The organism is Streptomyces coeruleorubidus (genome assembly GCF_008705135.1).
Lineage (GTDB): Bacteria > Actinomycetota > Actinomycetes > Streptomycetales > Streptomycetaceae > Streptomyces > Streptomyces coeruleofuscus.
Genome location: NZ_CP023694.1, coordinates 8,472,532 through 8,493,852, shown reverse-complemented (window position 1 = coordinate 8,493,852; position 21,321 = coordinate 8,472,532). Strand labels below are relative to the sequence as shown.

At 74.4% G+C, this 21,321-nt stretch carries 20 protein-coding genes and 1 riboswitch; of the genes, 14 read left to right on the top strand and 6 right to left on the bottom strand.

Features of this window, described 5'->3' with window-relative positions:
• The first annotated feature begins 122 nt into the window (after nt 1–122).
• The 4 genes from CP976_RS38690 to CP976_RS38675 all read left to right on the top strand — a co-directional run bounded on the left by CP976_RS38690 (nt 123) and on the right by CP976_RS38675 (nt 6,065).
• Nucleotides 123–1,295, top strand: a complete 1,173-nt coding sequence (locus tag CP976_RS38690; RefSeq protein ID WP_150484523.1) for an ATP-grasp domain-containing protein — start codon at nt 123–125, stop codon at nt 1,293–1,295.
• Nucleotides 1,292–3,022 carry an IucA/IucC family siderophore biosynthesis protein gene (locus CP976_RS38685; RefSeq protein WP_190147036.1) on the top strand — a complete coding sequence of 577 codons (1,731 nt, stop codon included), beginning with the start codon at nt 1,292–1,294 and terminating at the stop codon, nt 3,020–3,022. Before CP976_RS38690 ends, CP976_RS38685 begins: the two co-directional genes overlap by 4 nt.
• A gap of 95 nt (nt 3,023–3,117) precedes the next feature.
• Nucleotides 3,118–4,854, top strand: coding sequence for an IucA/IucC family protein (locus CP976_RS38680; protein WP_150485695.1), 1,737 nt, complete (start codon nt 3,118–3,120; stop codon nt 4,852–4,854).
• Nucleotides 4,851–6,065, top strand: coding sequence for a type III PLP-dependent enzyme (locus CP976_RS38675; RefSeq protein WP_150484521.1), 1,215 nt, complete (start codon nt 4,851–4,853; stop codon nt 6,063–6,065). The genes CP976_RS38680 and CP976_RS38675 overlap by 4 nt, the downstream gene beginning before the upstream one ends.
• Before the next feature lie 56 nt (nt 6,066–6,121).
• Here CP976_RS38675 and CP976_RS38670 read toward each other — a convergent pair whose 3' ends face one another.
• From CP976_RS38670 to CP976_RS38660, 3 genes are all read right to left on the bottom strand, one after another.
• On the bottom strand, nt 6,122–6,754 hold the full coding sequence (locus CP976_RS38670; protein WP_150484520.1) for a sigma-70 family RNA polymerase sigma factor: 633 nt from the start codon (nt 6,752–6,754) through the stop codon (nt 6,122–6,124).
• 173 nt (nt 6,755–6,927) lie between these two features.
• Nucleotides 6,928–7,587, bottom strand: coding sequence for a hypothetical protein (locus CP976_RS38665; RefSeq protein WP_150484519.1), 660 nt, complete (start codon nt 7,585–7,587; stop codon nt 6,928–6,930).
• 128 nt (nt 7,588–7,715) lie between these two features.
• Complete coding sequence (locus tag CP976_RS38660) at nt 7,716–8,192, bottom strand: DUF4396 domain-containing protein (RefSeq protein ID WP_167537597.1); 477 nt, start codon at nt 8,190–8,192, stop codon at nt 7,716–7,718.
• Between the two features lie 99 nt (nt 8,193–8,291).
• On the opposite strand from CP976_RS38660, the gene CP976_RS38655 reads away from it, so the two are divergent.
• On the top strand, nt 8,292–9,089 hold the full coding sequence (locus CP976_RS38655; RefSeq protein WP_150484517.1) for an SDR family NAD(P)-dependent oxidoreductase: 798 nt from the start codon (nt 8,292–8,294) through the stop codon (nt 9,087–9,089).
• 22 nt (nt 9,090–9,111) lie between these two features.
• Here the strand turns inward: CP976_RS38655 and CP976_RS38650 are convergent, their stop codons facing one another.
• Complete coding sequence (locus CP976_RS38650; protein WP_190147040.1) at nt 9,112–9,960, bottom strand: class I SAM-dependent methyltransferase; 849 nt, start codon at nt 9,958–9,960, stop codon at nt 9,112–9,114.
• Nucleotides 9,961–10,151: 191 nt separating this feature from the next.
• Between CP976_RS38650 and CP976_RS38645 the strand changes: the two genes are divergently transcribed.
• The 9 genes from CP976_RS38645 to CP976_RS38605 all read left to right on the top strand — a co-directional run bounded on the left by CP976_RS38645 (nt 10,152) and on the right by CP976_RS38605 (nt 19,708).
• A complete protein-coding gene (locus CP976_RS38645) occupies nt 10,152–10,949 on the top strand; it encodes a VOC family protein (RefSeq protein ID WP_150484516.1) in 798 nt (265 codons plus the stop codon).
• Nucleotides 10,950–11,218: 269 nt separating this feature from the next.
• Nucleotides 11,219–11,755 carry a GNAT family N-acetyltransferase gene (locus CP976_RS38640; protein WP_150484515.1) on the top strand — a complete coding sequence of 179 codons (537 nt, stop codon included), beginning with the start codon at nt 11,219–11,221 and terminating at the stop codon, nt 11,753–11,755.
• Nucleotides 11,756–11,760: 5 nt separating this feature from the next.
• Nucleotides 11,761–13,671 (top strand): ABC transporter permease subunit, encoded by a 1,911-nt coding sequence (locus tag CP976_RS38635; protein ID WP_150484514.1) that lies wholly within the window; start codon nt 11,761–11,763, stop codon nt 13,669–13,671.
• Nucleotides 13,668–14,996, top strand: a complete 1,329-nt coding sequence (locus CP976_RS38630) for an MDR family MFS transporter (protein WP_150484513.1) — start codon at nt 13,668–13,670, stop codon at nt 14,994–14,996. The genes CP976_RS38635 and CP976_RS38630 overlap by 4 nt, the downstream gene beginning before the upstream one ends.
• Nucleotides 14,997–15,293: 297 nt before the next feature.
• Nucleotides 15,294–16,721: a serine/threonine-protein kinase gene (locus CP976_RS38625; protein ID WP_150484512.1), complete on the top strand. Its 1,428-nt coding sequence runs from the start codon at nt 15,294–15,296 to the stop codon at nt 16,719–16,721.
• A gap of 90 nt (nt 16,722–16,811) precedes the next feature.
• Nucleotides 16,812–16,996: riboswitch (cobalamin riboswitch) on the top strand.
• A 30-nt stretch (nt 16,997–17,026) separates the two neighbouring features.
• Nucleotides 17,027–17,728: an energy-coupling factor ABC transporter permease gene (locus CP976_RS38620; protein ID WP_150484511.1), complete on the top strand. Its 702-nt coding sequence runs from the start codon at nt 17,027–17,029 to the stop codon at nt 17,726–17,728.
• A complete protein-coding gene (locus CP976_RS38615) occupies nt 17,725–18,093 on the top strand; it encodes an energy-coupling factor ABC transporter substrate-binding protein (RefSeq protein ID WP_150484510.1) in 369 nt (122 codons plus the stop codon). Before CP976_RS38620 ends, CP976_RS38615 begins: the two co-directional genes overlap by 4 nt.
• 5 nt (nt 18,094–18,098) lie before the next feature.
• Nucleotides 18,099–18,848: a cobalt ECF transporter T component CbiQ gene (gene cbiQ / locus CP976_RS38610; RefSeq protein ID WP_150484509.1), complete on the top strand. Its 750-nt coding sequence runs from the start codon at nt 18,099–18,101 to the stop codon at nt 18,846–18,848.
• Nucleotides 18,845–19,708, top strand: coding sequence for an energy-coupling factor ABC transporter ATP-binding protein (locus tag CP976_RS38605; protein ID WP_150484508.1), 864 nt, complete (start codon nt 18,845–18,847; stop codon nt 19,706–19,708). The genes cbiQ and CP976_RS38605 overlap by 4 nt, the downstream gene beginning before the upstream one ends.
• A 98-nt stretch (nt 19,709–19,806) precedes the next feature.
• Here CP976_RS38605 and CP976_RS38600 read toward each other — a convergent pair whose 3' ends face one another.
• Nucleotides 19,807–19,947 (bottom strand): hypothetical protein, encoded by a 141-nt coding sequence (locus tag CP976_RS38600; protein WP_373304926.1) that lies wholly within the window; start codon nt 19,945–19,947, stop codon nt 19,807–19,809.
• 148 nt (nt 19,948–20,095) lie between these two features.
• Nucleotides 20,096–21,253, bottom strand: a complete 1,158-nt coding sequence (locus CP976_RS38595) for an FAD-dependent monooxygenase (RefSeq protein WP_150484507.1) — start codon at nt 21,251–21,253, stop codon at nt 20,096–20,098.
• Nucleotides 21,254–21,321 lie beyond the last annotated feature (68 nt).

The window sequence follows — 21,321 nt, the reverse complement described above, 5'->3', positions numbered from 1 at the left end:
GATCGTCGGCGTCCTCATGGATGTCCGCAGATCAAGGGCCGTCCATGTCACAGGGGTCCCGCGGCACGCCGCCCGCGCCTTGACCGAGCGGCCGCCGACCCCGCCACTCCTGGAAGACCGCCATGCGCCTGTACCTTCTCGCCCTCAACCCGACCGACTCCGTCACCGAGGGTTTCCTGCCCGCCGCCGCCCGGCTGGGCCTGGACGTCACCATGCTCACCGACCAGCCCGGCGCGCACCGGAGAACCTGCCCGGACATCGAGGTTCTGGAGTGTGACGTGCGGGACTTCCGGGCCGTCGTGGCGTGCATGTCGGGCCGTCACCGTCCCGACGCGGTCTTCACCAACAGCGACCACCTCCAGACCCAGGCCGCCCTCGCCGCCGCCTACTTCGGCCTGCCGGGCAAGGACTGGCGCGCCGCCCTGCGCTGCAAGGACAAGGCGGAGATGCGCCGCCGGCTGGCCGCCGCCGGGGTGGACACCGTCTGGTCGGCCGAACTCGCCGAACCGGCCCCGCTCGACGCGCCCTACCCGTGTGTCGTCAAGCCCCGGGAGGGCGTGGCCAGCGAGGACGTGGTCCTCGTCGACGGGCCCGAGGACCTGGTGACCCGCGCCAAGGAGATCCTGGAGCGCCGCCCCGGCACCACGCTGGTGGTCGAGGAGTACCTCCCCGGCGAGCTGCACACGCTGGAGACCCTGGGGGACGGCCGGGTCCGCCATGTCCTGGGCGGCTTCCGCACCGAGCTGTCGCCGCCGCCGCACTTCGTCGAGGAACGCCTCACCTTCGTCCCGGTCCACCCCGAGCCGGTCGTGACGCAGGTCCTCGGGCAACTCGACGCGCTGGGCGTCGGGTTCGGTGCCTGTCACACCGAATTCGTGGTGCACGAGGGCCGGGCGCGGATCATCGAGGTCAACTACCGGAACATCGGCGATCAGTGCGACCTGCTGCTCGCCCGGCTCCTCGGCATTCCGCTGTTCGAGCTCGTCATCGGAACACACCTGGGCGAACCGCTCCCTGCCGGCCTGGGTGCCCGCCGCGACGGTGCCGCCCTCGTGGAGTACCCGTGTGCCGACCGGGCCGGAACCCTGACCGAAGCACCGGCCGCCGCTGACCTCACCGTGGACGGTGTGCGTCTGACGTACCGTCCGCTGCGGGCCGTGGGCGAGCGGCACGAGCTGTACCGCACCAACCGGGACTACCTGGGCGTCCTGCGGGCCACCGGCGCCGACCAGGAGAGCGTGGACCGTGTGGCGGCCGATTTCCTGGCCGCCTGCCGCTGGGAGATCCAGGCGTGACCGTACCGCCGCCCCCGCCGGACGCCTGCGCGGCCGGGCTGCTCACCCGGGTGCTGAGCGCCCTCCTGCGCGAGGACGTCGTCGGGCTGCGCTCCCGGAGCACCCTCGTCCACCGCCCGGACGGCCCCTGGCTGCGGCGCGCCGCCGGGCACGACGCGCTGCTGCTGCCCGTCGCCGAGGACGGTTTCCAGTGCGCGTACGCCGCGCGGCTGCCGCTCCTGAGCCGCGCGTCGGACGGCGCCGAGCTGACGTCGTACGCCGACGTACTGGACGCGCTGCGCGCGCTCGCCGAGCCCGAGGACCGGGCCGGCTTCGACGCCTTCGCCGAGGAGTGCCGGCAGACACTGGCCACACTGCGGCTGCACGCCGGCACGCGCGCCGGCATCGCGGCGGAGCTGACCTCCCACCACGGGGCCGACCCCGCGTGCTGGACGGGTCTGGACGCCGGCCTCGCCTTCGACGCGCTCGCCGCCCGCCTGGACCATCCGGTATATCCGACCGGGCGCGGCCGGGCGGGACTGGCGGAGGAGCAACTGCGCTCGTACGCGCCCGAGTTCCAGCCACGGTTCCCGCTGCGCTGGCTCGCCGTGCCCCGGGGCGCGGTCCATGTGGCGGGTGCCCTCCCGGAGTCGTGGCCCACGCCCGCGCGGCTCGGTCTGTCCGGGCTGGAGCGCACACACCTCGCCCTGCCGGTGCACCCGCTGACCGTCGGCCCTCCGCTCGACGAGGCGTTACGGGCGACCGGCCTGCGCGGGCGAGCGGTACTGGCCGAGCGCGGCTGCCTCGATGTCGTACCGACCCTGTCGATGCGCACGGTGGCGACGGCGGCGGATCCGACGCTGCATCTCAAACTGCCCCTGACCACCTCGTCGTTGGGGCTGCGCAACAAGCGGTCCGTCAAGCCCGGCACCCTCGTCGACGGGGCCGTCGGGCAGCGGCTGGTCCAGCGGATCGTCGCCCGCGAGCCGCGTTTCCGGGACACGATCCTGCACGCCGACGAGACGGCGTACGCCCACGCGGGTCACGAACTGCTGGCCGTGCTGTGCCGCCGCCACCCCGCCGGTCTCGCGGACTCGGTCGTCGTACCGATGGCGGCGCTGCTCGCCGAGGCACCGGACGGCCGGCTGGTCCTCGACCATCTCGCCGACCGCTTCCACGACGGCGACCCGCTCGCGCTGCTCGACGCCTGCCTGACCCTGCTGTTCGACTGGCAGACCACACTGTTCGGGTACGGCGTCGCGCTGGAGTCGCACCAGCAGAACATCTCACTGGTCCTGCGGCCGGGCAGCCTCCGGCTGCTGTTCAAGGACAACGACGGGCCACGCGTCAACACGCGGCGGCTGCACGCCCGGCTGCCCGGCGCGTGGGAGTTCGACGACGCGCGGGTCCTCGGCACGGACGACGGGCCGGTGGCCGACCTGTTCACCACGATCACCGTCCATCTGTGCGCGGGCGCCTACGCGTTCGGCCTCGCCCGGCACGGACGCGCGCCGCTGCCCGTGCTGCTGCGGCTGGTGCGTGAACGGCTGGCCGAGGCCGTGGCACGGCTCGGGGGCGAGGCGGGGGACGTTCTGCGCACCCGGGTGCTCGACGCCCCGGAGCTGCCGGTGAAGGCGATGGTCACGGCCGGAACGCTGCTGAGCAAACAGCGGTCGGGCGCCGCCGACATCAACAAGCACTACGTCACCGGCCCCAACTACCTGCTGCCCTCCCGGAGTACGTCATGAGAGCCGTGAGCCGCGACCGCACCGGTGCCGCCGCCCTCGTCCCTCTCCCTGATCCCGTCCCCGCATCGAACCCGCGCACCCCGCTGGAGCCTGCCATGCCCTCGCTGACCGAATCGCCCGGCAGCACCGCCGCCGCCCCGGTCTCCCTGCCCACCGCCGACGACGTGGTGGCGCACACCCTGCTGAACTGCCTGCTGCGCGAGGTGTCAGGGCCCGAGCGCCAGACCGTCGTCGCCGACGGGCATCTGCTGCTGCGGCTGCCCCGCCGCGGGGTGCTGCTGCGGGTCGCCCTGCGCCGGACGTCGCTGCTCGGCGCGCACCGGTTCACCGGCCCGGTGCGCGAGGAGCGGGACGGCGGCCGCAGGGACGTGGACTGGCGGCGACTCGCCCAGTACACGTGCGACGAACTGTCACTGCGCACCGGGGTGCGCAACGAGGAGTTCCTGGAGCAGGTCGCCTCCAGCCACACGGCCGTCGCCGCCGCCCTCGCCACCGGGCACGCCTCGGACCTGCCGGACGGCCCGCGGTCCGCCTACATCGCCTCCGAGCAGTCCCTCCTCTTCGGGCACCGCTTTCATCCCACGCCCAAGGCCCGTAGCGGCGACCCGCGTTCGTGGGCCGCGTACGCGCCCGAAGCGGGTGCCTCCTTCCCGCTGCGGCACCTCGCCGTGCGGGAGCACCTGATCGCGCAGGAGAGCGCCGAACCACCGGCTACCGCCGCCCTGGACCGGCAGCGCGCGGACGTCCCGGACGGCTACCGGCTGCTGCCGGCCCACCCCTGGCAGTACGAGACGCTCCGGGAGCACCCGCTGCTGCGGGCCGCCCTGGACCGTGGTGACGTGCTCGACCTGGGGCCGGGCGGGCGGCCCTTCGCGGCCACCGCGTCCGTGCGCACGCTGTACGACGGGGAGACGTTCCTGAAGTTCAGCCTGAACGTGCGGATCACCAACTGCGTGCGCAAGAACAGCAGTTACGAACTGTCCGGGGCGGTCGCCCTGACCCGGGCACTGGACCCGGTGCTGTCCGGACTCGCCGGGCGGTTCCCCGGCAGTGCCGTGCTCCGCGAGCCCGCCTACCGCACGCTCGCCCTGCCCGGGCCCGGCGGCGCGCCGGACCGCGACCTGCTGGAGGGCTTCGGCGTGATCGTCCGCGAGGGCCTGTCCCGGCGGCTCGCGCCGGGCACCACTCCCCTGCTCGCCGCCGCCGTCGCCGACGAGTACCCGACCAGTGCCGCACACGTCTCCCGCCTGCTCGCCGGAGCGGACGCGGCGGCGGTGCTCGACTGGTGGTCGGCGTACCTGGACCTCCTCCTGCCGCCCGTCCTGGCCGCCTACTTCGACCACGGCCTGGTGCTGGAGCCGCACCTCCAGAACGTGCTGCTCTGCGTCGACGACGCCGGACGGCCCGCCCAGGTCCTCTTCCGGGACCTGGAGGGCACCAAGCTGCTGCCCGAGCAGCACGCGCACACGCTGGCCGCGCTGCCGCCCGAGGTGGCCGGGCCGATGACGTACGACGCCCGGCGCGGCTGGGACCGCGTCGTCTACTGCCTGCTGGTCAACCATGTCGCCGAGCTGCTCGCGGCCCTCGCCGACCTGCATCCGGAGGCGGAGCCGGCGCTGTGGGCGCGGGTGCGCGGCACGCTGCGGTCGTACGCCGACCGGCACGGCTGCCCGCCCCGCCTGGCCGCCCTGCTCGCCGGGGTCCCGCTGCCCGCCAAGGCCAACCTGCTCACCCGCTGGGAGCGCAAGGCGGACCGGGCGGCGGGATACGTCCGGCTGCCGTCACCGCTGGGCGAGGACGTGCTGCACGAGGCCAAGAGGAGCTCCCGATGACCACCGCCCACCCGACGCCGGCGGTGCGTGACCGGGTCCTGTCGCTGCCGCCGTCACGGTTGCCGGCCTACGTCTACGATCTGTCGGCGCTGCGCGCACACGCCGCCCGGGTCCGGGCCGCGCTGCCCGGACGGGTCGAGCTGTACTACGCGGCGAAGGCCAACCCCGAGCCGGAGATCCTGGCCGCGCTGGACTCCTGCGTCGACGGTTACGAGGTCGCGTCGGGCGGTGAACTCGCCCATGTCGCCAAGGCGGTGCCGGGCCGGCCGCTGGCCTTCGGCGGGCCGGGCAAGACGCCGGACGAGATGACGGCCGCGCTGGAGCTGGGCGTCGGACGGTTCCACGTCGAGAGCGCACACGAGCTGCGCGTGCTGGCCGAGCTGGCACGCCGCCTCGTGCCCCGGCGGCGGGTCGCGGTGCTGCCGCGCGTCAACCTGCCGGTGCCCGACGGCTCTCTGGCGGGGAGCTCACTGGCGATGGGCGGGCGGCCGACGCCCTTCGGCATGGACCCGGCCCGGGCCGAGCCGCTGCTCCGGGCCCTCGCCGACGGGACGTACCCCCAGCTCGAACTACGCGGAATCCACGCCCACTTGGCGAGCGGACTGGAGGCGGCCGAGCTGCTGGCCGTCGCGGAGGGCGTGGTCGGCTGGGCCACGGGGCTCGGCGTGCCGATCGCGGAGGTGAACGTCGGGGGCGGCATGGGCGTCGACTACGCCGACCCGGAGCGCCGCTTCGACTGGGCCGCGTACGGCGAGGGCCTGGCCCGCCTCGCCGACGCCCACCCGGGGCTGACGCTGCGGATCGAGCCCGGGCGGGCGCTCACCGCGTACTGCGGCTGGTACGCCACGGAAGTGCTGGACGTGAAGCACAGCCACGGCGAGGAGTTCGCCGTCCTGCGGGGCGGCACCCACCATCTGCGCACCCCGGCGACGAAGGGACACGACCAGCCCTGCTCCGTCCTGCCGGTGGACACCTGGCCGCACCCCTGGCCGCGACCGTCGGCACACAGCGGTCACGTGACCCTCGCGGGGCAGCTGTGCACACCGAAGGACGTGCTGGCCCGCCGGGTGCCCGTGCGGGACCTCAGGGCCGGGGACCGGGTGGTGTTCTCCCTGGCGGGTGCCTACGCCTGGAACATCTCGCACCACGACTTCCTGATGCACCCGCGGCCCGGGTTCCACTTCCTGTCCGGCGACGCCCCTGCCCTGTGAACCGCTCGCGGGCGGGCCGGCGCCCACCGGACGGAACCGGTGGGCCCCAGGACGCGTCAGGCCGCGGCCAGGGCCGGTGACGCGACCGGTGGCGGTTGCTCCGCCTCGGCGAGCAGGGCCATGAGCGTCGCCCGGGCGCGGGCGACACGGGAGCGGACGGTGCCGACCGGGCAGTCGCTCAGCTCGGCGGCCTCCGCGTACGGAAGGCCGAGCAACTGCGTGAGGACGAACGCCTCGCGCCGCTCGTCCGGCAGTGAGGCCAGCAGTTCCAGCAGCGCCACGCCGTCGTCGAAGCCGGGCAGGCCGCGCGGCTGGGCGAGTTCGACCGCCAGCTCCCACTCCGGCAGGTCGGCCCGGCGGGGGCGTACGGCGGTGTACCGGAGGCTGTCGGCCACCGCACGCCGGGCGATCGCCAGCAGCCAGGCGCGCGCCGAGGAGCGGCCCTCGAACCGGTGCAGGCTGCCGAGCGCCCGCAGGAACGTGTCCTGCGTCAGATCGTCCACGGCCTGCGGATCGGCGCACAGATGGGCGACGTAGCGGATCACGTCACGGTGCAGGGCGCGCACGAAGCGGTCGACGGCGGCCGAGTCGCCGCCGCGGGCGGCCAGCGCCCAGGCGGTTATCGACTCGTCGGCCGACGCCGGACGTTCTCTTCTCTCGTGCGAAAGGGGCAGGGCAGGAGTGATCACCTGGTGTCCTTCTCGGGATTCCGGGACCACGGCAGGGCGAGCACGCGGGCATACGGGATGCCGGGCGTGCCCGCGCGTGGCTGCGCGGTCCGGTGAGTGAGGGATGGGGCGTACGGGCGTACGCCCGGCACCGGGGCGAAAGCAGGGCCCGCCCCGGGACTTACCGGCTGCCGTCAGACGGCAGCGGCCCTCACGGGTGGTCCTCTCGAGGTGATCGCGTGAACGAGAAGGAGGAGGCGCGGCGCCCGGTCCGAGGACCACCGCCGTGCGCGCACGGGCGGGGGCGGCGGTGCGGGCAGGGCGAACAGGAGCCGCAGCGGCGCGGCCAGCCAGCCGCCCACGGCACGCAGGAGACGGAAGACGGCCCGCTCCCCGTGCCCCAGCCACAGGCCGCACAGCAGGGCGGCGAGCAGGTGGGCGGCGAGCATGCCGAGAGACGAGCCACCGCCCGGGGTGTGTCCCGCGTGACCCAAGTGCTCGGACACAGACATGGAATCCATGCTCCCCATGTCGTGCCCCATGGATCCCATACCGCCGGCCCCGGGGTCCATGGAGTCCATGCGCGGGGACCGCAGCGGCGCCGCCGGTGCGAGCGAGAACGCCGAGTGCAGGGCCGTCTGGACGGCCACGGCGACGGCGACGACCAGCCGGAGTCCGCGCTCGCGGCCCGCCAGGCACCAGCCCACCGCGCTCGTCACGGCCCAGCCGGCCAGGAGCGTCCCGAGGGGCACGTGGTCGCCGGACATCATGACGTGTCCCATGGCGGCGAGCACGACACAGACGGCCGCGAACACCGCGGCCCGTATCGTGCGAGCACACCACCCAGCCGTCATGGCGCCTCATCCTCGCATCCGGCACCGCTCCGTCACCCATGGGTACGGACATCGCCCGGGCCGGGCACTCAATCCACGCCATGTGATCCAGACCACTACCGGCGCAGGGGAGGCATTCCGGCTTCCGGTCAGTGGTGGGCGTGCACGACGGCATGCCCCTTGCCCCGGCCGATCATCCACTTGTTGACCGGCGTCGTGATCAGGAAGGCGACCACGAAGCCGCCCAGGAGCGCGGACCAGAACAGGCCGTCCGCCAGATGGGCGTCCATCGCGCCGGGGGTGAGGGCGATGATCGCGTTGTCGACGAGTTCCATCACGGTGATCGAGACCGTGTCCGCGGCCAGGGCGACCCGGATCGCCGCCCCCAGGCCCAGGCCGGCCCGCAGGACCGCGAACAGGGTGAACGAGTAGCCGAAGAGGAACGCGAGCCCGATGGCCAGGGCCATCGTGGGCACGTTGCCCCACTCCAGCGCGGTGCCGATCACCATGCCGAGGATCTCGCCGATGGCGCACCCGGTCAGACAGTGCAGCGTCGCCTTCACGGCGGTCCCCCAGGTCGCCGTTCCGTGGGGGCGCCCCTCATGGTCATGAGTGGAGTGATCCATGTGATCCATGGCACCGACTATATACCCCCTAGGGGTATTCACGCCATGGGTGGCACCACGAACACCGGTGCTTCCGCCTGCCGTTCTAGAGTGCTCGTCATGACGACACCAGCGACGCGGGCCACACAGACCTATCTCTCCGAGTTGTTCTCCCTGCACGGCCGGGTCGCGGTGGTCACGGGCGGCAGTTCCGGCATCGGCCGCGCCATCACCCGTGCCCTCGCGCGCGCCGGGGCGAGCGTGGTGGTCGTGGCACGCGGTGAGGCCGGACTGATCGCGACGGTCGAGGAGCTGACGGCCGAGGGCTGCCGCGCCGCCTGGGTCAGCGCGGACCTGAGCACGCGCGAGGGGGTGCGGACGGCCGCCGAGCGGGCCGTCGATGCCTTCGGGGAACCCGACATCCTCGTCAACAGCGCCGGGATCAACGTGCGTCCGCCGATGGACGAACTCACCGAGGACGTCTGGGACCTCACGATGGCCGTCAACCTGGACGCGCCGTTCCTGCTGGGCCAGCGCTTCGGCCCCGGCATGGCGGAGCGCGGCCACGGCCGGATCCTGCACATCAGCTCGCAGCAGGCGCACCGGGCGTTCGTCCAGAGCGGTGCCTACGGCGCCTCCAAGGGCGGCCTGGAGTCACTGGCGCGGTCCCAGGCCGAGGCGTGGTCGCCGCGCGGCGTCACCTGCAACGTCCTGGTGCCGGGCTTCGTCATGACACCCCTCAACACGCGGCTGTCGTCGGATCCGGAGAGGGTGGCCGCCCTCGCCGAACGCACGCTGATCGGGCGGAACGGACTGGCCGAGGACTTCGCGGGAGCGGCGGTCTTCCTGGCGAGCCCCGCGTCCGCCTACATCACCGGGCAGGCGGTCTTCGTCGACGGCGGTATGTCGGTGCACTGACCCCGCCCCCGGCGCCTGCCGGTCAGCGCCCGGAGGAGTCCTTCCGCCAGACGAAGACCTCCGTGCTCGGCCCGCGTTCGGAGAACCTCCCCACCGGAGAGGCCTCCCGAAGCAGCCGGCGCAGGTCCCCTTCGAAGTCGTCCCGGCGCCCTTCGAACAGATGCGGCGCCGAGAACGACATGGAGAACACCCAGGCGACGACATCGTCGACGGTCCGCTCCAGCGCCTGCCCGCCGGGTACGACCAGACGCCGGGGACCGGAGAGTCCCGCCCGGGCGAACACCTCGGCCTCTCCCCCGGCTGTGCCCTGCGGCAGCACTCCGCGGCCCGCTCGCCGCACGGGGCCCAGATACCGCTTGACCAGCTCGTCCACCGCCGCGTAGGGGACCGGCGGGTGCGGCAGGCCGTCGAGGGCGCGGTGTTCCGTCTTCAGATCCGCGATGTGCACCAGGGCGCCGCCCGGCTGGAGCATGTCCCTGACGGCCGCCGCGACCAGGTCGCGGTCCATCCAGTGGAAGGACTGCGCGAAGGTGGCGACGGCGAACGTGCCGAGCCCCGCGGGCAGAGTTTCGGCGCGGGCCCTCACCCACCGGGCCTTCTCCCCCACTCCCCGGTCGGCGGCCCGGCGTCCGGCCTCGGTGATCATGCCGCGGTCGGGGTCCACGCCGACGACCTCGCCGAACAGATGCGCGAGGCTGAGGGCGATGGTCCCGGGCCCGCAGCCCACGTCGATGAGGCGCCCCTCCCCGTCGGGCCGCAGGACCTCGGCGAGCGCGTCCGCGAGCCCGGGGGCGTACGGCGGCCGCCCCCGCTCGTAGTAGGCGGCGGTCCCCGAGAACAACGTCTCGTCCCACTCCCAGTCGGCCACCACACCGCCCACCACCCTCACCGCGCAGAGCTCCACGATCACCCGGCCGGGCGATGAGCCCGATGATTCCACGCCCCGCCAACCGGCCGGGGGCACAGGACCGTTGATCCGCCGACCGGGCAGCGGCCGAGGGGCGATCGTCAGTGCCCGGTGTCACGCTGGGCACACCGAATCTGCGGAAGGGAAGCATCGCCATGATCACCACGGAGTTCGCCCCCGGTTCCCCCTGCTGGCTCGACCTCGGCACTCCGGACGTCCGGGCCGCGGCGGCCTTCTACGGCGCCGTGCTCGGGTGGGACTACGAGTCCATGGGCGAGAGCGAGGACTTCGAAGGCGGCATGTTCCGGAAGGACGGCAAGATCGTCGCCGGTCTCGGCAAGCTCACGGAGGAGGGTGCGCGCCCGGCCTGGATGCTCTACTTCAGCGTCCCCGACGCGGACGCCACGACGGAGGCCGTGCAGCAGGCCGGCGGCACCGTCCGGGTGGCGCCGATGGACCTCGACGACTGGGGCCGGATGGCGCAGTACAGCGACCCGCTGGGCGGCCAGTTCGCCGTCTGGCAGCCGGGCACGACCAAGGGCGTCGACCTGGTCGACGAGCCGGGCTCGCTGTCGTGGACCGAGCTGTACACGAGCGACGCGGCGGGCGCGAAGGCGTTCTACGGCGGCCTGTTCGGCTGGCAGTTCAGCGACATGCCGCTGCCGGGCGACGGGGGCACGTACACCCTCATCACCCCCGCCGGGCTGCCCGAGGAGCGCATGCACGGCGGCCTCATGGAGCTCGGCAAGGAGAACCTCTCGCTGGCGGGCGGCCGGCCGTACTGGCACCCGGTCTTCGCCGTGGAGGACTGCGACGCCGCGGTGGCCAAGGTCACCGAGAACGGCGGCAGCGTGCAGATGGGGCCCGAGGACGCGGAGGGCGTCGGCCGGCTGGCGGTCTGCGTCGACCCGGCGGGCGCGGACTTCGTGGTGCTCACCCCGGCGGAGAGCTGAGCGCGGCCCGGACTGCGCGGCAGCTCTGGCGGCCGGTCACCCGGAGGGCCCGGCGCGCTCGCCAGGTCCTCTCCCTCGTCGGGTCCGGGACCCTTGCCCACGCGGCGATGGACCTCAGGCCCCGCCCCAGTTCTTGCGCCTACGGCGACACGGCCCTGGTCGCCGGGCGCGTGACGAACACGGTCCACGCGGGACGGTCGCCGGCTGTGTGTGCTGACGCACACCATCTCGGCACTCCGGGACGATCACCAGTTGCATATGATGTGCAAATGCACGACTACAGCATCAGGGCAGCCACGGCGGAGGACCTCGACGGCGCCCGGGCGGTGATGCTCGACGCGGTGTACCGCGACTTCGAGACGGGATACGTGCCGGGCTGGCACGCCGACATCATCGATCCCGCGGCCTTCTACGTGGCGCCGCCGCGGCACACGCTCCTGGTCGCCGTGGACGAGCGGGACGGGACGGTGGCGGCAACGGCGGCGCTGGACGCGCGCGGCCCGGCGCATCCGCCGAACCCGCGCTGGCTGGCCGAGCGGTTCCCCTCGGGCGAGACCGCACAGCTCCGGCGGGTGTACGTGCGCCCCGAGCACCGGCGGCGGGGGCTGGCCCGGCGGCTGGTGGAGGGTCTGCTGGACTTCGCGCGGGCCGACGGTGGTTACCGGTCCGTGTATCTGCACACCTATCCGCACTCGCCCGGCGCGATGGGCCTGTGGCGGACGCTGGGCAAGGTGGTGTGCGACGAGCGGGAGGAAGTGCCCGGCGGCGGCAGCGGCGTGGTGCACTTCGAGATCCCCTTCCTCTGAGCGACATGGGGCCGACGCCGAACGCCTCGAACTCACCCCTGACCAAGGGCCTGGCCGCCGTGCGCGCTCTCGCGCGCGGCGGCGGCCCGACGCTGCTGTGGCGGGTCGTGCTCACGGCCGGCCTGGTGGGCGCGATCGGCCTGCTGCCGTGGCTGTCGCGCACCGACCCGGCGCTGACCGTGCTCAAGGCCCGCTCGGCGGACCGCGATCCGACCCCCGAGACGCTGCGCGCCATCCGCGACGAACTCGGACTGGACGACGGCCCGTTGGTCCTGCTCGGCCGCTGGCTGGGCGGGCTGCCGCACGGGGACGCCGGCACGTCGTGGGTGTCCGGCGCCCAGGTGCTGCCCTCCGTCACGCAGGCGCTCGGTGCCTCGTTGCTGCTGATGTCCGGTGCCCTCGTCGTCGCCGCGGCCACCGCGACGGCCGTGTGCACCCGTACGCTCCGGCTCGGCTCGCGGGGCCGGCTCGGCACGCGCGGTGCCGGCGGCACGGCGACCGCGGTGCTGGCCGCCCTGCCCGAGTTCCTCGTCGCCTCGGTGCTCGCCTCGGTGATCGGCGTGCAGCTGGGCTGGCTGCCGGCCCTGGGCTGGTACGGGCCGCAGTGGATGGTGCTGCCCTCGCTGGCCCTCGGCCTGCCCGCCGGCGCGGTCCTCGGGCGGATGCTGGACGACCTGCTGCCCGGCGCGTTCGCCGAGCCGTGGGCCCTGGCGGCCGCGGCCCGCGGGGTCCCGCCGACGTCCCTGGCGCGGCAGGCGGTGCGCCGCTGTGTGCCCGGGCTGCTGCCCAACCTGGGCCTGTTCGTGGTCGGTCTGACCGGCGGATCCGTCGCCGTCGAGCAGATCTTCGACATCCCGGGCCTGGGCCGGCTCACCCTGCACGCCGCCCTCGCCCAGGACCTGCCGGTCCTTCAGACCGGCACGCTCGCCCTCGTCCTGCTCGCGGCCACCGCCGGCGTCCTCGCCCGGCGCACGGCCCGGCAGCTGATCGGGCCGGCGCTGCGCGACGGCGCCCTGCACTCCCTGCACCGCCCCGCTCCACCCCCGTCCCGCACCCTGCCCCTGCTGTACGGGGCGCTGCTCGCCGCGGTCATCGGCCTCGGCCTGCCGCGCGACGCGCTCGCCCTGGACCCCCTCGCCCGGCTGCAAGCCCCCTCCCCGGAGCACCCGTTCGGGACGGACGCGCTGGGCCGGGACGTCCTCGCCCGTGTCGCCCACGGCGCGCTGAACACCCTCGGCACGGCGCTCGCGGTGGGCGCCGCCGCCCTGGTGGCCGGGCTGCTGCTGGGGCTGCTGCCGCGGCTGTCCGGGCCGCTGGTCGACACCGTCAGTGCCGTACCGCCCGTCCTGGCCGGGCTCCTCGTCACCGGAGTCACGGGCAGTGGCCCCTGGGCGCCCGCCCTCGCCGTCGGCGTCGTGGCCTGGTCCCCGCTGGCCGCCCACACGTCCTCCCTGCTGCGTCAGGAGCGGGCGACCACCCACCTGGCCGCCACCCGCGCGCTCGGCGCCGGGCGTTGGTACCTGCTCCGGCGCGAACTGCTGCCCGCCCTGCTGCCACCGGTGACCCGGCACGCCCTGCTCCGGCTGCCCGGCGTCGCGCTGAGCCTCGCCGCGCTCGGTTTCCTCGGCCTGGGCGCGCAGCCGCCGTCCCCGGAGTGGGGCCTGCTGCTCGCCGAGAACCAGCCGTACACCGAGCGCGCCCCGTGGGCCGTCCTCTTCCCGGCGGCCGTACTCGCCCTGCTGGGGGCGCTCGCGGTAACGGCCGCCGGCGGCGTACGGCTGCCCCGGCGGCGTGGGCGGGCCGGCAGCCGGGCGGGGCCGCCCGGGGACCGGTTCGTCCCCGCCCCGCGACGGCGCCCGAACCGTCCCGACGCCCTCCTGACTCCTGTGCCCACCCCGACGAGGGAAGAACGATGACCGGCCTCATATCCCGCGCCCTGGCCCGCCGGGCCGTCCACGCGCCCAAGGGCGAGAACTCCGACGACGGGACGCCCAAGGCCCCGCGCGAGAGCACCCGGCGGCTCTGGCGGGACCTGTCCCCGCTGCTGCGGCTGCTGATCGTGACCCAGTGCGCCTTCAACATCGGCTTCTTCGCCGTCCTGCCGTTCCTCGCCGAGCACCTCGGCACCGCGATCGGCATGGCGGGCTGGCTGGTCGGCTTCGTCCTCGGCCTGCGCACCTTCAGCCAGCAGGGCCTGTTCGTGGTCGGCGGCTCGCTCGTCGACCGCTACGGCGTACGCCCGGTCGTGCTGGCGGGCTGCGTACTGCGGATCGCCGGGTTCGCGTGGCTCGGGTTCGCGGAGGCGAGCTGGACCGTGATCGGCGCCGTGCTGGTGATCGGCTTCGCCGCCGCCCTGTTCTCGCCCGCCGTGGAGTCCGAGGTGGCCCGCCAGGCGGTGGTCTGGGAGGAGGAAGGGCACGGCTCACGCACCCGCCTCCTGGCCCTGTTCAGCGTGGCGGGCCAGGCCGGGGCCTTCGTCGGACCGCTGCTCGGCGCGCTGCTGCTCGCCGTCGACTTCCGCACCGCGTGCCTCGCCGGTGCCGCGGTGTTCGTGCTCGTCCTCGCCGGGCACCTGTGGCTGATGCCGCAGCACATCCCCGGCAGGGTCCGCGTCCGGCAGCGGGGCGGGGCGCGCCTGCTGCTGCGCAACCGCCGCTTCCTGACGCTGTGCTGTGCGTACGGCACGTATCTGCTGGCCTACAACCAGCTGTATCTGGCCCTGCCGGACGAGGTGCAGCGCGCGACGGGCTCCCAGGCGCCGCTGTCCTGGCTGTTCGCCCTGTCCTCGGTGCTGGTGGTGTTCGCTCAGCTGCCCATAACCCGCTGGGCGGGCGACCGGCTCGACCTGCGCCGCTCCATGACCGCCGGGCTGCTGCTGATCGCGTCCGGTTTCGCGGTGGTGGCCGCGGCGCGCCCCGCGGGCTGGACGGGTGCCGCCGGGCTGCTGCCGGCCGCTGGTTTCGTCGTGCTGCTCACCCTGGGGCAGATGCTGGTCGTGCCCGCCGCCCGCGCCTGGGTGCCCGACCTCGCCGAGGAGGGCCGGATCGGCCTCTACATGGGTGCCCTGTCGTCCGTCTCGGGCCTGATCGTCCTCGCCGGCAGCGCGGCCACCGGCTCCCTGCTCGACACCGGCCTCCCGGCCGCCGTCCCCTGGCTGGTCCTCGCGGCCGTACCCGCCCTGGCGGTGACACTGCTGCCGCGCCGCAAGGAGCGGGCGCGGGGGGCGGGCGCGGTGGCCTGACGGCGCGCGGAGGCGCGGGCAGGCGCGGGGGAAGAGACAGCGGCGGTCCGGCCCGGCGCCCGAAGGCACGGGGAAGAAGCCCGGCAGCCACGCGCGCCGCACGATCACCCCGGCGGGCGGCTCCTCCGATCCCCGGTTTCCGGGACCGTGCCGGCCCCACGGCACCGCACCGGGGAACGGTGGTCACGCGGCGCCAGTATCCTGGGTCGGCTGCGGCACCCCCCACCAACCTCCGCTCCGACGCGGGGAGTTACGGCCTGCGGCGAGGACCTTCCCACGAGCATAGGACGAGGACTAGTGCTGCTAGCGGGCCGCTACCGGCTGGACGTTGAGATCGGGCGCGGCGGAATGGGAGAGGTCTGGCGTGCGTACGACGAGACGCTCGCCAGAGCGGTGGCCGTCAAGCTGCTGCTGCCTCAGGACACCGATGCCACGGCGGCCTCCCGGTTCCGTCTGGAGGCCCAGACGGCCGGGCGTCTCAACCACCCCAACGTGGTCGGGGTCCTGGACTTCGGCGAGTACGACAACCGGCTGTACCTGGTGATGGAGCTGGTCGAGGGTGACAGCCTCGACCGGGTGCTGTCCGTCTCCGGCGCGCTCCCGGCCGAGCGGGTGGCGGGACTCGCCGCGCAGGCCGCCGCCGGACTCGCCGCCGCGCACCAGCAGGGCATCGTGCACCGGGACGTCAAACCCGCCAACCTCCTGCTGGACGCGGGCGGCACGCTGAAGATCGGCGACTTCGGCATCGCGCGCTTCCTCGACGACCCGGGCGCCGCCCTCACCGCCACCGGCCAGATCGTCGGCACCGGCCTCTACCTCGCGCCCGAACGCGCTCTGGGCCGGCCGGCGGGTCCCGCCTCCGACATGTACTCCCTGGGGTGCGTGCTCTACCAGCTCCTCAGCGGCCGCCCGCCGTTCCAGGCCGACACCGCCGTCGCACTCCTCCACCAGCATCTCGACAACACTCCCGTACCGCCGCGCGAGCTCGGTGTCACCGGTCTGCCCCCGGCCTTCGAGAGCTACCTCCTCGCCCTGCTCGCCAAGGAGCCCGATGACCGGCCCACGGCGCAGCAGGCCGCCGAGTGGTTCGCCGGCGGCGCCTGGCAGGGGCTGCCCGAGCCGCTGCCGGAGGCGGCGTCCCCGGTGCCGTCCTCCGGGCCGGGACCGTACGCGGCGTCCCCGGCGCCCTCCTCCGGGCCGGCGCCGTACGCGGCGGCCGACGCCCGCGTCCCGGCCACGTACGCGCTGCCCACGGGTTCTCGCACGGCCCCGGGCGGGCGTTCACGTCGCTCGGCACCTCGCAACGGCCTCGGCAACCACCGGAGAACGGCCGCGACGGTGGCCGCGGCGGCGCTGTTCCTCGCCGCGATGCTCGCCGGCATGATGTGGTTCTCGCCCGACAAGACCGCGACGGAGGGCACGGAACCCGACGCGTCCCCGTCCGCGAGCAGCCCGGCCGCCGTCTCGTCCGCCGACTCCGCCGAGCCCCTGTCCTCCGCCCCGGCACCCGCCACGACTCCCCCGGCCGCGGGCACAGTGGCCGATGTCACCCCCTCCCCCGCGACACCCGGCACCCCGACCTCCGCCGAACCGACGCCCGGCCTCGCGAGCCCGACGCAGGAGGCGATCAGCGACCCGCCGGAGAAGGCGGACAAGCCCAAGCAGGAACAGCCTCCGCAGTCCTGGGAGACCGGGGAGGACGATGACGACGAGGGCGACGACTGAGCCCTCCTGCGCCGGTGTGCGAGCGGTCGCCCCTTCACGCGCCCCCTCGCGCGCCCCCTCGGCTGGCTTGTCATGGCCCTTATCTCGGCATTACTGTCACCACGCCTTGGTGAACGGGAAATCCGGTGTGATGCCGGTGCGGCCCTCGCCACTGTGATCGGGAAGTCCGGCTCCGGCCCTCGCGGGCAGCCACTGGGTTCTCACGGACCCGGGAAGGCGGAGTACGGGCGGTGGGACCCGTGAGCCAGGAGACCGGCCAAGGCGCGTCAACCATCCACGAGGTGCTGGAGAGGGTCTGCTGAGCCATGCACATTGCCGAGGGTTTCCTGCCTCCGGCGCACGCGGCCGCCTGGGGTGTCGCGTCTGCGCCGTTCGTCGTCCACGGAGTCCGGTCGCTCACCCGTGAGGTGCGCGAGCACCCCGAGAGCACCCTGCTCCTCGGCGCCTCCGGCGCCTTCACGTTCGTCCTCTCCGCCCTGAAACTGCCGTCCGTCACCGGCAGCTGCTCCCACCCCACCGGCACGGGCCTGGGAGCCATCCTGTTCCGGCCGCCCGTCATGGCGGTACTGGGCACGATCACCCTGCTCTTCCAGGCACTGCTGCTCGCGCACGGCGGTCTGACCACGCTCGGCGCCAACGTCTTCTCCATGGCGATCGTCGGGCCCTGGGCGGGATACGCGGTCTACCGGTTGCTGCGGCGCTACGGCGTGCGGCTGATGGTCGCCGTGTTCTTCGCCGCGTTCGTCGCCGACCTGTCCACCTACTGCGTCACCAGCGTGCAGCTGGCGCTCGCGTTCCCCGACCCGGGCAGCGGGTTCCTGGGCGCGCTCGGCAAGTTCGGCTCCATCTTCGCCGTCACCCAGATCCCGCTCGCGGTGAGCGAGGGGCTGCTGACGGTGCTCGTGATGCGGCTGCTGGTGCAGTCCAGCAAGGGCGAACTGACCCGGCTGGGTGTGCTCATCGCCGACAAGCAGGCCCGCGGCGAGACCGAGGCGGTGGCCCGATGAGCAGGAACACGAAGATCAACGTTCTGCTGCTGCTCGTCGTGGTCGCGCTCGCCGTGCTGCCGCTCGCGCTCGGTCTCGGCGACCACAAGGAGGAGCCGTTCACGGGCTCCGACGGCGAGGCGGAGACGGCGATCACCGAGATCGAGCCGGACTACGAGCCCTGGTTCTCGCCCCTGTACGAACCGCCGTCCGGTGAGATCGAGTCGGCGCTGTTCTCCCTCCAGGCGGCCCTCGGTGCCGGCGTTCTCGCCTACTACTTCGGCCTGCGCCGGGGCCGGCGGCAGGGTGAGCGGCGGGCGCGGGAGCGGGATTCCGAGAGCCCGGCGGCCGGCGCCGCCGAGGAGTCCACGGCCGAGAGGGCCTGAGCCGCGTGCTGCCGATCGACGCGGCGGCGCACAGCAGCCGCTGGCGCCGCCGCCATCCCGTGGACAAGGCCGTGCTCGGGCTGGGGCTGACCCTCCTGGCGATCTCGCTGCCGCCCTGGCCGGGCGCGGCTCTGGTGCTGCTGACCGCCCTGGTGGTGCTGCTGGGTCCGGCGGGCGTGCCCTGGCGCCGGCTGTGGCGGGCCTACCGTGTGCCGCTGGGTTTCTGCGTGACCGGCGCGTTGACGCTGCTCGTGCAGGTCGGCGGGCCGGGGGGTTTCGTGTCCCTGGCCGGCGACGGGCCGCTCCGGGCCGGGGAGTTGCTGCTGCGCACCTCGGCGGCCTCCCTGGGGGTGCTGCTGTTCGCGTTCACGACACCCATGTCCGACCTGCTGCCGCGTCTGGTCCGGGCCGGGGTGCCCGCGGCGGTCGTCGACGTAGCGCTCGTGACGTACCGCATGAGCTTCCTGCTGCTGGACTCCGTGCGCCGGGTCCGTGACGCGCAGGCCGCCCGGCTCGGGCACACCACGCGGGCCGCCGCCTGGCGTTCGCTGGGCGGTCTCGGCGCCACCGCGTTCGTCCGGGCCTTCGACCGGGCTGTCCGCCTCCAGGCCGGTCTGGCCGGGCGCGGCTACGACGGCACCCTGCGCGTCCTGGTGCCCGAGGCCCGCGTCTCCGTCCGTTTCACGGCCGCCAGTTGCGTGCTCCTCGCGGCGCTGGCCGTCCTCACCTTCGTACTGGAAAGGCCGCTGACATGAGCGAGCCCGCCCTCGTCGCCCTGCGGGGCGCGTCCTTCGCCTACGAGGACGGCCCGGCCGTGCTCAGCGGCCTCGACTTCGAGATCCGCGAGGGGCGCGCGCTCGCGCTGCTCGGCCGCAACGGCAGCGGCAAGACCACGCTGATGCGGCTGCTCAGCGGCGGACTGAAGCCGCACGCGGGCCGGTTGACGGTCGACGGGCAGCCGGTGACGTACGACCGCAAGGGCCTGACCCGGCTGCGCACGACCGTCCAGCTGGTGGTGCAGGACCCGGACGACCAGCTGTTCGCGGCGTCCGTCGAGCAGGACGTGTCGTTCGGGCCGCTGAACCTCGGTCTGGACGACACGGAGGTGCGGGCGCGGGTGGCGGAGGCGCTCGCCGCCCTGGACATCACCGCCCTGGCCGACCGGCCCACCCATCTGCTCTCCTACGGGCAGCGCAAACGCACCGCCATCGCGGGCGCGGTCGCCATGCGGCCCCGGGTCCTCGTGCTCGACGAGCCGACGGCCGGACTCGACCCCGACGGCCAGGAACGGCTCCTCACCACGCTCGACGGACTCCGTGAGGCCGGCACCACGGTGGTGATGGCCACCCACGACGTCGACCTCGCCCTGCGCTGGGCCGACGACGCGGCGCTCCTCACCCCGTCCGGAGTCCGCACCGGGCCCGCCCCCGAGGCACTGGCCCGCCCCGATCTCCTCCGGGAGGCGGGCCTGCGACTGCCCTGGGGTGCCGCCGCGGCGGAACTTCTCCGCGCAAAGGGTCTGTTGACGGGCGAGGAGCCGGGACCGCGTACGCCCGCCGAACTCGCCGCCCTCGCCGCCGTCGCGGCCGGACGGCTGGGGGCGCACGGGGGCTGAGGGCTGCCCCCCCTCTTCGTCGCCACGCGAGCTCGCCCAGGGGCCGCCCGGCCACCGGCCGAGTTGACCGGACCGGCCGTGGAGCGGGCGCGGTGGCGTCAGCCCGGGCCCGGCGGCGTCCGCTCGGCGTCGTAACGGCTCGGCGCCGACGCGACGGTGGGCTCGGTGGCGAGGGCGGCGGCCAGCACGGCCGCGTCCTCCAGCGCCTGGCAGGCGCCCTCACCGAGGTGCGGGGTCACGGCGTGGGCCGCGTACGCCCGCCGAACTCGCCGCCCTCGTGGCCGGACGGCTGGGGGCGCACGGAGGCTGAGGATCGCCCCTCTTCGTCGCCACGCGGTTGCGAGCTCGTGCCGGGGTCCGTCTCGGCCGAGGGACGGGTGGGTTACGTCAGCCCAGTCCCGGCGGTGTCCAGTCGGCATGCCGCAGGATGGTGCGGACGGTCATGCCGGAGGGGGCCAGCCGGAGAGCGGTGTTCCGCACGGCGACGGCCAGGGGGTGCGTCAGTTGCTGGCCCAGCCGGCCGGCCTGGCGGGCGGCGCGTGCGACGGACTGGCTGCGCGGGCGGCGCTCGGCGTCGTAGCGGGCCAGCGCCGACGCGACGGTGGGCTCGGTGGCGAGGGCGGCGGCCAGCACGGCCGCGTCCTCCAGTGCCTGGCAGGCGCCCTGGCCGAGGTTCGGGGTCATGGCGTGGGCCGCGTCACCGAGCAGCGCGATCCGGCCGGCGGTGAAGGCGGGCAGGGGCGTCGCCAGTTCGTGGATGTCGTGGTGCAGGACGGCGTCGGACCGGGTCGCCGCCAGCAGGGCGGGGATCGGATCGTGCCAGGTGCCGAAGCGTCGGCGCAGCTCGGCGAGCGGGTCCGTATGCCGTATCCCGGGCGGTGAGTTGAGCACCGCGTGCCACTCGGCCCGGCCGTCGGCGAACGCGATGTGCCCGAACTCGGCGCCCCTCCCCCAGGTCAGCTCGAAATCGGTGTCCAGCTCGACCGCGTGCTCGGTGATGGCGCGCAACACGGTCGATCCGCTGTAGGCCGGGCCGGGGTGCCGGGGGAACAGCAGGGCCCGGAGCCGGCTGCCCACTCCGTCGGCGGCCACGACCAGGTCCGCCTCCAGGACGGTGTCCCCGAGCGGTACCCGCACCCGGTCGGCGTCGGCGTGGTCGACGGACGTCGCCTCGGTGCCGACCAGCAGGCATCCGGACGGCAGTGCCGAGCGCAGCAGGTGGTGCAGGACGGCCCGCGGGATACCGACGATCGGCGTGCCCAGCTCGCGCTCGAGTGCGGTCCCGTCCATCGGGGCCAGCCGGCCGCCGTCGGGGACCCGGGTGCCCCCGGTGTACTGGGGCCGCGCGGCCGCGCGCACCGCCTCGCCGACGCCGAGGGCGTCCAGGGCGCGGATGCCGTTGGCGTGCAGGGAGATACCCGCGCCCGCGTCGGCCAGGACGGGGGCGCGTTCGACCACCGTCACCTCCCAGCCGATCAGGCGCAGACCGATCGCGGCGGCCAGCCCTCCGATGCCCCCGCCCACCACCACCGCGCTCCCACCCATACCGGCCCTCCCGTCCGCCCCACCCACCCTTCTACAGACGTAGAAGGTACCTCGCGAGAGTACTCCGC

Bases quoted from the DNA above. Each gene is read 5' to 3' on its own strand.
- CP976_RS38690 (WP_150484523.1), top strand. From the start codon at position 123: ATGCGCCTGTACCTTCTCGCCCTCAACCCGACCGACTCCGTCACCGAG.
- CP976_RS38680 (WP_150485695.1), top strand. From the start codon at position 3,118: ATGCCCTCGCTGACCGAATCGCCCGGCAGCACCGCCGCCGCCCCGGTC.
- CP976_RS38675 (WP_150484521.1), top strand. From the start codon at position 4,851: ATGACCACCGCCCACCCGACGCCGGCGGTGCGTGACCGGGTCCTGTCG.
- CP976_RS38665 (WP_150484519.1), bottom strand. From the start codon at position 7,587: ATGACGGCTGGGTGGTGTGCTCGCACGATACGGGCCGCGGTGTTCGCG.
- CP976_RS38660 (WP_167537597.1), bottom strand. From the start codon at position 8,192: ATGGATCACTCCACTCATGACCATGAGGGGCGCCCCCACGGAACGGCG.
- CP976_RS38655 (WP_150484517.1), top strand. From the start codon at position 8,292: ATGACGACACCAGCGACGCGGGCCACACAGACCTATCTCTCCGAGTTG.
- CP976_RS38645 (WP_150484516.1), top strand. From the start codon at position 10,152: ATGATCACCACGGAGTTCGCCCCCGGTTCCCCCTGCTGGCTCGACCTC.
- CP976_RS38640 (WP_150484515.1), top strand. From the start codon at position 11,219: ATGCACGACTACAGCATCAGGGCAGCCACGGCGGAGGACCTCGACGGC.
- CP976_RS38635 (WP_150484514.1), top strand. From the start codon at position 11,761: ATGGGGCCGACGCCGAACGCCTCGAACTCACCCCTGACCAAGGGCCTG.
- CP976_RS38630 (WP_150484513.1), top strand. From the start codon at position 13,668: ATGACCGGCCTCATATCCCGCGCCCTGGCCCGCCGGGCCGTCCACGCG.
- CP976_RS38620 (WP_150484511.1), top strand. From the start codon at position 17,027: ATGCACATTGCCGAGGGTTTCCTGCCTCCGGCGCACGCGGCCGCCTGG.
- CP976_RS38615 (WP_150484510.1), top strand. From the start codon at position 17,725: ATGAGCAGGAACACGAAGATCAACGTTCTGCTGCTGCTCGTCGTGGTC.
- CP976_RS38605 (WP_150484508.1), top strand. From the start codon at position 18,845: ATGAGCGAGCCCGCCCTCGTCGCCCTGCGGGGCGCGTCCTTCGCCTAC.
- CP976_RS38595 (WP_150484507.1), bottom strand. From the start codon at position 21,253: ATGGGTGGGAGCGCGGTGGTGGTGGGCGGGGGCATCGGAGGGCTGGCC.